This window comes from Pseudomonas sp. HR1, assembly GCF_030175875.1.
GTDB lineage: Bacteria > Pseudomonadota > Gammaproteobacteria > Pseudomonadales > Pseudomonadaceae > Chryseomonas > Chryseomonas oryzihabitans.
In genome coordinates this window covers 414331-426335 of sequence record NZ_JASNRF010000004.1, presented here as the reverse complement: position 1 = coordinate 426335, position 12005 = coordinate 414331, and the positions used below count along the sequence as shown (strand labels likewise).

Annotated in this window: 9 protein-coding genes; all 9 read right to left on the bottom strand. The window is 62.2% G+C overall.

Annotated elements, in window-relative coordinates; genetic code table 11:
- Positions 1–179: 179 nt before the first annotated feature.
- A complete protein-coding gene (locus QKY98_RS17275; RefSeq protein WP_284671316.1) occupies positions 180–1562 on the bottom strand; it encodes a sigma-54-dependent transcriptional regulator in 1383 nt (460 codons plus the stop codon).
- A complete protein-coding gene (locus QKY98_RS17270; RefSeq protein WP_502945091.1) occupies positions 1559–2758 on the bottom strand; it encodes a sensor histidine kinase in 1200 nt (399 codons plus the stop codon). The genes QKY98_RS17275 and QKY98_RS17270 overlap by 4 nt, the downstream gene beginning before the upstream one ends.
- Positions 2759–2946: 188 nt before the next feature.
- Positions 2947–4425, bottom strand: coding sequence for a sigma-54 dependent transcriptional regulator (locus QKY98_RS17265; protein WP_044340926.1), 1479 nt, complete (start codon positions 4423–4425; stop codon positions 2947–2949).
- A gap of 164 nt (positions 4426–4589) precedes the next feature.
- Positions 4590–4901 (bottom strand): flagellar protein FliT, encoded by a 312-nt coding sequence (locus tag QKY98_RS17260; protein WP_027598011.1) that lies wholly within the window; start codon positions 4899–4901, stop codon positions 4590–4592.
- A 14-nt stretch (positions 4902–4915) separates the two neighbouring features.
- Positions 4916–5296: a flagellar export chaperone FliS gene (gene fliS, locus QKY98_RS17255; RefSeq protein WP_026083956.1), complete on the bottom strand. Its 381-nt coding sequence runs from the start codon at positions 5294–5296 to the stop codon at positions 4916–4918.
- Positions 5297–5390: 94 nt separating this feature from the next.
- Positions 5391–6845 carry a flagellar filament capping protein FliD gene (fliD, locus tag QKY98_RS17250; protein WP_077172407.1) on the bottom strand — a complete coding sequence of 485 codons (1455 nt, stop codon included), beginning with the start codon at positions 6843–6845 and terminating at the stop codon, positions 5391–5393.
- 71 nt (positions 6846–6916) lie between these two features.
- Positions 6917–7306: a flagellar protein FlaG gene (locus QKY98_RS17245; RefSeq protein ID WP_077172406.1), complete on the bottom strand. Its 390-nt coding sequence runs from the start codon at positions 7304–7306 to the stop codon at positions 6917–6919.
- A 72-nt stretch (positions 7307–7378) separates the two neighbouring features.
- Positions 7379–8812, bottom strand: a complete 1434-nt coding sequence (locus QKY98_RS17240) for a flagellin (protein ID WP_077172405.1) — start codon at positions 8810–8812, stop codon at positions 7379–7381.
- A gap of 325 nt (positions 8813–9137) precedes the next feature.
- A complete protein-coding gene (locus QKY98_RS17235; RefSeq protein ID WP_284671315.1) occupies positions 9138–11765 on the bottom strand; it encodes a glycosyltransferase in 2628 nt (875 codons plus the stop codon).
- Positions 11766–12005 lie beyond the last annotated feature (240 nt).

Genomic DNA, 12005 nt, shown 5'->3' with positions numbered 1-12005 from the left:
AAACCGTTTTCAGCACAAGCAGCGCCTAGGAGAAGAAAGCAAAGCGGCCGGACGGGGTCCGGGACGGCGGGGGCAAGCTTCCTCTGCGACCCCACGCCGCAGTCGCGATCCTTTCTCTAGAACAGCGCCTTAGACGGTTGGTTCCCTCTGGGTAGATAGCCGGCTATCGACTTGCGCGCTCAGCAACCGGCGAGCAATTCCTGCTCCACGTCCAGCCCGGCATCACGCATTTGCGCCAGCTTGTACCTGAGGGTGCGAGCACTGATGCCCAGGCGCTCGGCGGTCTCCTTGCGGCGGCCGCGTTCGGCCTTCAGGGTATCGAGGATCACCTGGAATTCCCGGTCGCGCAGATCGGCGTCCAATGGACGCGCGGCATCGGCTGCGCCTGACGTCAGCACGGGCGCTGCAGCAGGCGTCTGGGAGACACCGGTCGCCAGCCAGTGCAGTCCGAAATCCTCGGCCTGGAGCTGGTGGCCCGGTTGCAGGATCAGCGCCCGCTGCACGGCATTGTCCAGTTCGCGCACATTGCCCGGCCAGGGATGCTCGGCCAGGGCCTGGCGCGCGGCGGCGCTCAGGGCCGGTACCGGACGATTCATCCGCGTGGCCTGGACCGCCAGCAGCCGTTCGGCCAGGGGCACGATGTCGGCCGGTCGCTCGCGCAGCGGCAGCCAGGCCAGCGGAAAGACCGACAGTCGATAGAAGAGGTCTTCACGGAAGCGCCCGGCGGCCACCTCCTCCGCCAGCCTGCGGTTGCTGGTGGCCACCACGCGGATGTCCAGCGCCAGCGGCTTGCGCGCCCCGACCCGCTCCACCTCGCGCTCCTGCAGGACCCGCAGCAGCTTGGCCTGCAGCCCCAACGGCATCTCGGATATCTCGTCCAGGAGCAGGGTACCGCCCTGGGCCAGTTCGAACTTGCCCGGCTGGGCGGCGATGGCGCCGGTGAAGGCGCCCTTCTCATGACCGAAGAGGATGGCTTCCAATAGGTGATCGGGGATGGCCGCGCAGTTGACCGCCACGAAGGGACCGTCCGCCCGCGCCGATTGATCGTGGATGAAGCGCGCCAGCACCTCCTTGCCAGTGCCCGACTCGCCGGTGATGAGCACCGTGGCCTCGCTCCGGGCGACCCGGCAGGCCAGCTCCAGCAGTTGCCGACTCTGGGGATCGGCTGCCACTGGCTGACGCGCACCGGGCGCGCGGCGTCCCTGGGGGCAGCAGCGCGCCAGGGTGTCCAGCAGCAGGCGCGGCTCGAAGGGCTTGACCAGATAGTCCGCCGCCCCGCCGCGCATGGCCTCGACGGCGCGTTCGATGCTGCCGAAGGCGGTCATCAGCAGCACCGGCAGCGCCGGATCGCGCAGCCGGATACTGGCCAGCAATTGATGACCGTCGATGCCGGGCATGTTGACGTCGCTGATCACCAGGCCGAAGGGCTCCTCGGCCAGCGCCAGCAATGCCGCTTCACCGCTGTCCACGGCGCGATAGCGGTAACCGCCGAGCTCCAGGGTATCGGCCAGGGCTTCGCGCAGGGCGCGGTCGTCTTCCACCAGCAGGATGGGCAGGGTCATGCCGAGGTCTCCTCGCTCGTCAGCAGGGGCAGGATGAAGGTCACCACCGTGCCACGCCCCACCCGCGAGCGCACGGTCAGCCGGCCGCCGTGGGCCTTGGCCATCGCCAGGGCCACCGGCAAGCCGAGACCGGTGCCGGTGGTCTTGGTGCTGAGAAAGGGCTCGCCCAGACGCTGCTGGACCGCCAGCGGAATGCCCGGACCGCTATCGCTGATCACCAGGCGCAACTCGCCGTCACGGCGATGGAGATGCACCTTGAGTCGTCCCGGGCGGCCACTGCCCGCCATGGCCTGCAGGGCGTTGTGGATGAGGTTCAGGGCGGCGCCCACCAGCATGTCGCGGTTGCAGGCGAGCAGTCCGCCCTGGGCATCCAGTTGCCAACGCACGGGGCAGTCGCCGAGATGAGGGGTCGCCGCCTCGCGCAAGGTGGTGAACAGCCCGCTGGGGGTCAGTCGATCCGCCAGGGGCAATTCGCCGCGAGCGAATACCAGCATGTCGCGGACCTGGTTTTCCAGTTCGTGCAGCCGCTCCTTGAGCCGGCTGGCGAAGCGTTGTTGCTGCGCCAGGGCCAGGCCGCCCTCCTCCAGATGGCTGGCATAAAGCAGCGCTGCGGTCAGCGGGGTACGGATCTGATGCGCCAGCGAGGCCATGGTCCGACCCAGCGCCGACAGCCGTTCATGCCGCGCCAGTTCGCCCTGCAGGTGACGGGTTTCGGTGAGGTCGTTGAGCAGCACCAGTTGTCCCGGCTCGCCATCCAGGGAGCGGATGGCGATAGACAGCCGCCGGCCGTCGCGCAGGGACACCTCGTGGCCGTCGTCATGACGCGGGGCAAAGGCCCGGGCGATCACCGTACGCCACAGCTCGCCTGTCAGAGGCTCACCGAGCAGGCCCTGGGCCACGGGGTTGGCATCACGCACGCGCCCGGCGCCGTCCAGCACCACGATGCCGGCGGGCAAGACGTCGAGCAGATTCTGCAGCCGACTGGCCAGGCGCTCCTTTTCCGCCAGCTCCTGCAGACGCTGGGCAGACACCCATTCCAGTTCGCCCTGCAACGAATTCATCCGGGCTTCGAGCAACTGGAAGGATTCGCTCAGCTGGCGCGACATCTGCCCCAGGGCTTCACGGGCCTGCGCGGAGGCGGAAGCCTCCACGGCAGCGTCGGCAGGGGCAGCGGAAGAAAGGGCTTGCGCAGGCATCGGCTGGGGCTCGCGACGGACAATTGACATTGTCCAGGCTGGAGCAAGACCCATGCCGTCCTGGCGCCAAAGCGCCGTAGCGCGGAAAACGGCGCGGCCTTTTCCACTTGCCACGCTAAAAAATAAGGTGGATGAGGCTGCGCCGTCATCCACCCTACGTTGACCCATTCAGCGCTACAGAGGGTTCGCTAGATCTCTTCGTCGAACTCGTCGTCGCGACGGCCCATGCCGTACTTGCGCATCTTCTCCACCAGGGTGGTCCGGCGGATGCGCAGTCGCTCGGCGGCACGTGCCACGACGCCACCGGCATCGTCCAGCGCCTGCTGGATAAAGCTCTTTTCCAGGTTGGCCAGGTAGTCCTTGAGATCTAGGCCTTCGCTCGGCAGCAGCGCCGAGGACGACACCTCGACCGTCCCGATCCCAGCCATGGCCTCACGCTCCTGCAACTCCTCGCGCAAGGACTCCACCATGGGATCGGCTTCGTCTTCCACGTAGCGAAACTTGAGCGGCAACTCGGCCACGCCGATGACGCCATAGGGATGCATGATCGCCATGCGTTCCACCAAGTTGGCCAGTTCGCGGACGTTGCCCGGCCACTCGTGGCGGCACAGCGACATGATGGCGGCCGAGTTGAAGCGGATGGAGCCCCGCTTCTCGTGTTCCATCCGCGCAATCAGTTCGTTGATCAGCAGCGGGATGTCTTCACCCCGTTCGCGCAGGGGCGCCATGTCGATGGGGAAGACATTGAGGCGGTAGTAAAGGTCTTCGCGGAAGGTGCCCGCGGCGATCATCTGCTCCAGGTTCTTGTGGGTCGCCGCGATGATACGCACGTCAACGCTCTGGGTCTTGTTGCTGCCCACCCGCTCGTAGGTCCGTTCCTGCAGCACCCGCAGGAGCTTGACCTGCATGGGCAGCGGCATGTCGCCGATCTCGTCGAGGAACAGGGTACCGGTGTTGGCCAGTTCGAAGCGACCGGCGCGACTGGTGATGGCGCCGGTGAAGGCGCCCTTCTCGTGACCGAACAGCTCGCTTTCCAGCAACTCGGCCGGAATGGCGCCGCAGTTGACCGGCACGAAAGGCGCCTCGCGGCGCTTGGAGTGAAAGTGCAGGTTGCGCGCCACCACCTCCTTGCCGGTACCGGATTCACCGAGGATGAGTACCGTAGCCTCGGTATCGGCCACCTGCTGCATCATCTTGCGCACGCCCTGGATGGCGCGACTGGTACCCACCAGGCTGCGGAACAACTCGGGCTCGCGCTGACGCCCGCGATCCCGAGCCTGGTCGTACATCTCGCGATAGACCTGGGCACGGTGCAGGGAATCCAGCAGCTTGTTGTAGGCCAGCGGGTATTCGAGGGAGACCAGCACGCGGCGGCGGACATCGTCCGGCCACTCCGGCTGCGCCGCTTCGCCGAGCAATAGCAGCGGGACCATCTCGTCCCAGGCCACCACCTGCTTGAGCAGCTCGACGCTGTTGCCACGGCTGTCGACGCGACCGACCAGCACACAGCTGACCTGCCGACTGCTGTCGAGCGCTTCGAGGGTGGCCTGCCAATCGGAACTGGTGCAGGCGAGATGAGCTTCGCCGAGAAAATCGAGAATGACCGAGACCGCCTTGCGCCGCTCGGCTTCATCGTCGATCAGAAGGATCTTGGTTTCACGCCACATGTCCCTGCCCCAATTCGGCTTGTCGGTTCGCTACGCGCAGGTGTCGCCTGCATCCAAGTGCCAACTGGTCGGCATCTTGCGCAAGTTAAGACAAATTGTGATGCGGGGTCAATTTTATGGCGGCGAAATATCCAAACTTTGAATTACCGTCCAACAGATGACAGTCAACCGAACAGTTGATAGACCTTGGCGGCCTGATTCGACTTGTTGAGCTTGGTCAACTCCTGGGCGGTAGCGTCCCGCTCTGCCTTGCAGCTCTGCAGCAGGGAGGCATAGAGCGCCAGCAGGCGCTCGAGGCTGGCACGCAGGGCTACGGCCTCGTCCCCCGTGGCATACATGGCTTCGTCGACGAACAGCCGGCAATCCAGATCCAGCTCGGCGATCCGCGTCCAGTCTCCGGCCTTGAGCGCAGCGGCCATCTGCTCATAGACGAGCTCGACGCGTTCCACCGGGGTCTTTTGCATGGCGACGTTCATCGGTCGACTCCAGATCAGGGGGCAATGGCATCCCAGCCGGATTTGATCTCGCGGATCAGGCCGGATACTTCTTCAAGGATAACAGGATCATTGTTACGGTTGGCTTCGCTGAGCCGGCGGATCATATAGTCATACAGACGATCCAGGTTGGTGGCGAGCTCACCACCCTGCTCGAAATCCAGGACGTCCTTCAGACCGGCGATGATGGATACCGCCTTGCCGATCAGCTCGCCCTTCTCCGGCAGCCAACCACGCTCCAGGGCACCTTGCGCCTTGGCCAGACGGTCCAGAGCGCCCTGCATGAGCATCTGGATCAGCTGATGGGGACTGGCTTCGAACACCTGCGCCTGCAGGCCGACCTGCTGGTATTGGCGCATGGCTGTCATTGCGTTCATGTCACGACCTCTGTGTGTTTCCGATACTTTCTTTATCGGTCATGACGCGAATTACTTGACCCCTTTATCGACCGGATTGGCCGAATCGGCCCACTCAACTCTTGTTGGCGAAGGGCATGGCCGCCAGCTGTTGGGAGAGCGAGGACGCGGTGGTCGACAACGACGAGTACAGCTGGTCCATGGCGTTGTATTGCTTGTAGAGACGATCCGAGAGCGCGGTCATGCGGGTGTTGAGCGTGGCGGTCTGGGCATCCACGTTCTTCAGGGTGGTGCTCAGGGAGTTCGAACGCTGCTCGAGAATGCCATTGGTCATGGTATAGGGATCGAGCTTACCCTTGAGCCGCGCCGCTATGCCCTGGTCGCCGGTAAAGAAACTGGGCAGATCGCTGAAGTTGGAACTTACCATCTTGCTCAGCTTGGTGTCGTCGATGGCCAGGGTGCCATCCTTCTGGGTGGTGATGCCCAGATCGGCCAGCGCCTTGACCGCACCCGTGCCCTGCATGGTGCTCAGTTCACTGCGGATGGTAGTCGTGAGGCCGCGGGCAGTGGCATCGCCTACCAGCGCAGCCGTGATGGGCGCACTGTTGTCCCCGACCGTTGTCACCGAAGTCTGGGTCTTGATCACGCCCATGAGCTTGTTATAAGCGTCGACGAAATTCTTGATGTTGCCCTTGACCCCCGACTCGTCCTGGCTGACGCCGACTGTCATGGGGCTTCCCACCGGGGTGGTGGCCTTGAGGGTGAAACTCAGACCATCGACCGCACCGCTGACCGTGTTCGAGGCGCTGGTGATCTTCAGACCATCGATGGTCATCTGGGCGCTCAGCGCTTTCGCAAGCGAATGAGCGGCAGCGGGATCACTGGATTCGGTGTCACTTGGATTATAGGCCAGCTTGGTCAGACTTTGTTTGCCCGAACCGTCATCACCACTCACAGATACCGAGATGTCGTTACCGTCACCAGTCTTGGTGCTGCTCAGCACCAAACGAGCCCCAGAGTCGTCGTTGACGATGTTAGCGCTCAGCCCCTGGCTCTGCCCGGCCTTGTTGATCGCATCGCGGATGCCACTCAGGGTGTTGTTGGTGGCATCGACTTGGATATCCGCCAACTTGGTATCGCCGATCTTGATGCTCAGCGTGCCCTTGCCAAAGGTAGTAGGAGACGTAGTGGCCTTGCCGTCACTGCCAGTCGTGCTAGAGGTGGCTGGTACGGACGCCAGGGCTACCTTGCTGCTAGTGGCCAGCCTGCTGACCTCGACCTGGTAACTGCCAACGCTGGCACTGGTACTGGCCGTTGCCGTGAGGTAGTCACTCTTCGATAGGGTGACGCCTCGCGCCTGAAAGCTGGTGGGGCTGTTGAGCGTGGTCAGCGCGGTCTGGAATTCGCTGATGGCGCCTTTCAGGGAACCAATCGCCGTGAGTTGCGCGGTCGCCTTGCTCTGGGTCTTGGTGAGCTGATCCTGCTTGGGTGCCTTTTCGGCGGCCACCATCTTGGTGACGATGGAGTCGATGTCCAGCCCCGAGCCGCCAATTCCGCTGATACCTGCCATGTCGCTATCCCCCTGCCAACGTTACGTCGTCGCCCCTGCGCTTAGTCAGTCTGATTCAAGTTCCGCGCCAACTAGGCTTTGGCCTTGAACATCAGGCTGCGCATCTCATCCAGCTGTTTAGCCAGCTTGAGCACCTCCTCGCTGGGCATCTGCCGGATGAGCTTGCCGGACTCACCGTCCAGCACCTTGACCACCACCTCGCCGGTGGAGTCATCGATACTGAAATCCAGGTTGCGGTGGTCTTCCTGGAATTTCGATTTCAGCTTGGACAGGGCGCCATCCATGTTGCCGTCTTCCGGCTTCTCGGCCTTGTCCCCGTCGGCCTTGCTGGTCTGGGAAACCGGCTTGACCGTGGAGTCCGCCGTGGGCGCCGCAGCGCTGAAGGACGTCGCGGCCGCAGGGCTCGATTGAGCGCCATAGGGCCTTACCGCTGAAAAACCCGTTGTCTTGACGATGTCCATTGTAATGTCCTCACAACGCATGAAAGGGAGAAGGGGCGTCCCCCTTCTCCCTGCCTAGACCGATCTCTGCCCTTACTGGAGCAGGCTGAGAACCGACTGGGGCAGCTGCTTGGCCTGGGCCAGGATCGCGGTACCAGCCTGTTGCAGCACCTGGTTCTTCGACAGGTTCGCGGTTTCTGCGGCGTAGTCGGTGTCCTTGATGCGGCTACGGGCGGAGGTGGCGTTCTCCGAGATGTTGGTCAGGTTGCTGATGGTGTTGTCGAAGCGGTTCTGCACCGCACCGAGGTCAGCGCGCTGGGAGTCGATGTTGGCCAGGGCCTGGTCGATCACGGACAGGGCCTTCTGAGCGCCGTCGGCCGTGGAGATGTCGACGTCGGAGACCTTGCTCAGCGAAGACTTGGTCGAACCAAAAATCGCAGTGGTATCACCTGTCATGGCGAAGGTGGTCGGCGAATCTAGCTTGACGTAGCCCATGGCTTGACCGCCATTGGCCCGCACATCCACACCGGTACTAAACGAACCATCGGACTTCTGCGAGGAAACCGTGATGGCACCGGCTGCGTTACCGGTATCCGCACCGAAGGTTACGTTTTCGCCAGTGGCCGAGGTGATGGTCAGCTTTTTGGCTTGGCTGTCGTAGTTAGCAGTAACGCCCAGTTTGGCGGCGTTGGCGTTGATCTGGTCAGCCATGTCCTTGGTACTGGCCACACCGACCAGGTTCAGCGAGTTGCTGCCCACGTTCATGGTCATGTTGGCCGCACCGCTGGTAATGGAATCGGTTACGGTCAGCACAGTACGCGCCGAAGCAGCAAGACCAGGAATCTGGCCATTCATAGCGCCAGCGATGGTCTTGGCCGAGTCACCGGCGGCGTAGTTCACAGGCTGGCTCTTGCCACCGCCCACGAGAGTGATGCTGCCGCTGGTGGTGAGTACACCACCGCTGCCAGCAACCGCATTACCTGCGCTGGTGCTGGCACCACTGCCGATCTGGTTGGAACCCAGGGCAGTGGCCGAGGTGTCCTTCAGGGTGACATCGATGGTTTCGTAGGCGTTGGCGCCGATCTGGAAGCTGGTGGTGCCGAAGGAGCCGTCCAGCAGCTTGCGGCCACCGAAGGTGGTGGTCTGGGCGATACGGGTCAGTTCGTTCTGCTGCGCGGTCACTTCCTTCTGCAGAGCGGAACGGTCGGCGTCGCTGTTGGAGCCGTTGGCGGACTGCACGGCCAGGTCGCGAATACGCTGCAGGATGTTGGTGGACTGCTGCATGGCGCCTTCAGCGGTCTGCGACAGGGAGATACCGTCGTTGGCGTTGCGAGTCGCCTGGTTCAAACCGTTGATCTGGTTGGTCAGACGGTTGGAGATCTGCAGACCGGCGGCATCGTCCTTGGCGCTGTTGATACGGCTACCGGTGGACAGACGCTGCATGGAGGTGGCCAGGGAGCTGGACGCGTTCTGCAGGTTACGCTGAGTGTTCAGGGAAGGGATGTTGGTATTGACGGTAAGTGCCATGGTGGCGTCTCCAGTTGAACCTTGTGTGCCTGAGCATGCGAATGGGACCTGCTTGCTCAGACGCCCCTGTATTTCGCATTCAAGATATTTATCGGTACCTGCCGTCAAACCTTTAGGATTTTTCCGCGATTTTCTTCAGCAGAAGCTTGACAGGTGGTGACATACCGATTCGTGCATACTGGTTATCGACCGAACCCGTAATTTATTTAGCCCCTTCGCGACGTTCACTCTGGCGGATCGGGTTACAAGGGACGCATCCGCCTACGCACGCACGCCTCACAGCTTCCTGGTAGCGGCAACCTGCTCGTATGAGGCCGTGCTCCAGTCAGTCAGGTAACCACGCCGCTCGCCATGCCTCGAGATTTCTTCCCTCAAGCATCCAGTCACGATGAATGTGCTGGCGAAGGCTGGCTCCCAATGCGCAGGCTCCCTCGATATCGGCCAGATGGTCACGAATAGCACCTAGCCAGTCTTTATATTTATTGCGTACCAGGGTCACGGGGAGACCGCACCTATAGGGCTCTATATCAGTAGCTACAATCGGGAAGCCACAGGCGCCGAGCTCCAACAGCCGCAAATTGCTCTTGCACTCATTGAAGGCGTTGATTTCGAGCGGGGCGATGGCCAGATCCAAATCGAGACTGGCGAGCTTCGCGGGAAAGTCCTCGATTTCGACTCCATAATGGAATTCATGGGGTGGCGCACCCGGTGGACTCATACCAAGAAACACCCACTCCACCTCGTCGGCCAAGGCCTTCATGACATCCACCACGATCTGCAGATCTCCTGTATGGCTGGTGCCGCCTGCCCAACCGACCCTTGGGCGACCTTTGCGCCGCTTGCCTTGTAGTTCTCCCCACCAAGGGACAGGCAATCGATTGGGAACAACGCGAATGTCCGCATTGAATCCGCGCATCGCCTCTGCCAGGGGTTCCGTGGAGACCGTCACTCGATCCGCGATGGATAATCCTTTACGCAAGGCTCTCGCGACCTGGGAAGGCTGAAAAGACTCACGATGTATGCTTTTGAGCGGGAGGTTACCCAGTAGATCGTCCAGGTCGTACACGAGAAAGGACGAGGTATAGCGCTTGATAGCCTGCATTTCCTCGATCTGTGGCTCGGAGAGCTGGCGCTGTACGACGATGCTGTCTGCCTGAATGCGTCCCTGGTTGACTGCGTGCAAGTAGCGGAACTGCACGTTGGAATCGATCTGCAGGGCGGCTTCCATCGCTCGCTGCGGCTGGATCAACCGGTAGTGACCGCAGCCCCAGCGATCGCCGGGCATGACCTGGATTACCGGCAGCGGACGCCAGGACAGGGGTCGCCACAAGTTTTCGGGTTCAACTTCCACTGCGAAGTCCGCCTTGTCCAGAGCTAGACTGGGGTTATAGGCGGGATCATTGGCCAGGACGGGTAGCCACTGCTCATAGAGTCTCGACTCGGCTCGCGTCCACACCGACACCTCTGGGCTCTGCTCCGACTCCCAACCGAGACGGGCGTGGGGCGTCCAGACCACAAGATAGCCGGCCTGACCAACCTTGAGACAGAACTCGACATCGGCGAACGGTTGGGTAGCGAAGGAACCGCAATCAGGGATGGCATGAAATATCTCCGCCCGCACCAACAGACAGCGACCGCTTACGGCACTAAAGTTTTGCACCACCTGCTGCCGGTAGAGATAGCCTGCGCGGTCATCGGGTTCACCCAGGAAAAGGCTGCTGGCAGGACCACGCAGTCCGAGTACCAGCCCGGCCATGGCTACCTTGCCCTCACGATCCAGAAGCTTGGCACCTACCACCCCAACCTCCGGGCGTCGCGCCTGATTGACCAGCTCATCCAGCCAAGAGGCCTTGATGCTGAGACAACCTGCACTGAGCCAGAGCAGGTATTCGCCCTTGGCAGCCCGAGCCATGGCCTGAGCTCCGTCAGCGGGGATGACCTGCAATTGTTCCAATCCCAGCATCACCAGCTCGTCTAGCCAGCGGCCGGTATCGACCGCGACGTCCGACGGTCGTCCGACAAGGATCTCGTAACGTGGATAGGCGGTGCCTCCCAAGACAGACTCCAGGCAGCGACCCAGCTCTTCGAGCGAACCCCTGGCTTCAATCAAAATGGAAACCAGCGGTTGGTGATCGCTCTGGTAGTGAATACGGCTGACACATGGAAGAGCACCTGCGCTGATCTCCGCCTGCACACCCAGGCGCGCCAGGTGCGCGCGGACGATGCCATGGGTCGCCGCCGGTTCGCACTGTTGCAGCCAGTCGGGAAAGGTCTGTCGCGAGTGGTGGAATACTTCGGGTAGATGGGCGATGGCCGTGACACCCTGGCGCTCGACCACCTGCAGCAACACGTCTTGGACCAGTGCCACGCCAGGCGCGGTGACGCTGGATGAGGACGCCAGCAACGCCTCGCGACTCATGGCCAGCAGAGAGCCGGTGTAGGGATAGCTGCGTAGCAGATCGAGATTGAAGCCAGGTCTGAAGATCGGACACTCGAGACCACTATCGGCAAGATGATCTTCGTCGCAATAGCAAGCATGTATGCCACCGGAGACAAGGATACGCTCAGCCAAACGCAACAACGCTTCGGGCTCTAGGTGGCTACCCGCCGGGAGCTTCAGCGACCAGTGCGCCTCACTGCTCGCCAGCGCTTCCTGCCAGTCCGACAGCTCGTTGGCCGAAGCCACCACCAGTGCGGTACTGAAGTAGGGATAATGCTGCTCAGCGAGCGATGCCAGGGTGGAGCTGGCTTCCGTCGGACTGCCGACGATCACTACCAAGAAATGCAGCTGAGCATTTTGGATCAGTGCCTGGCGATAGATTTCAAGGCGCGTCGCGCTGGAGCGCCGATCAGCCAGCCACTGCGCATGGCTCCGATCAACCTCAGCCGCCGTAGGCACCTCACCCGAATCGGTATCGGCATTACAGAACACATTGGCGGGTGAGCCTGTCATCTTGATACCTCTTGCTGGTTAGCCTCTGCTCCAGTCAAGAAATCGGCAGCAGAAGGCGGATGGCCGAGACAAGCAAGAAGCTAACCAAATCCGGCATCCCCAGGTTTCCGGGTCGGCACTGCGACACAACCGGAGGGAAAACTCCTGAAGGCCGGCCCTCGCCTTGAGGATCTAGGTTGTCAAAAGCCGATAGCGCAGCCCCTGGTACTACGAAGATAAGCACGCCCGCCAAGGCTCGAG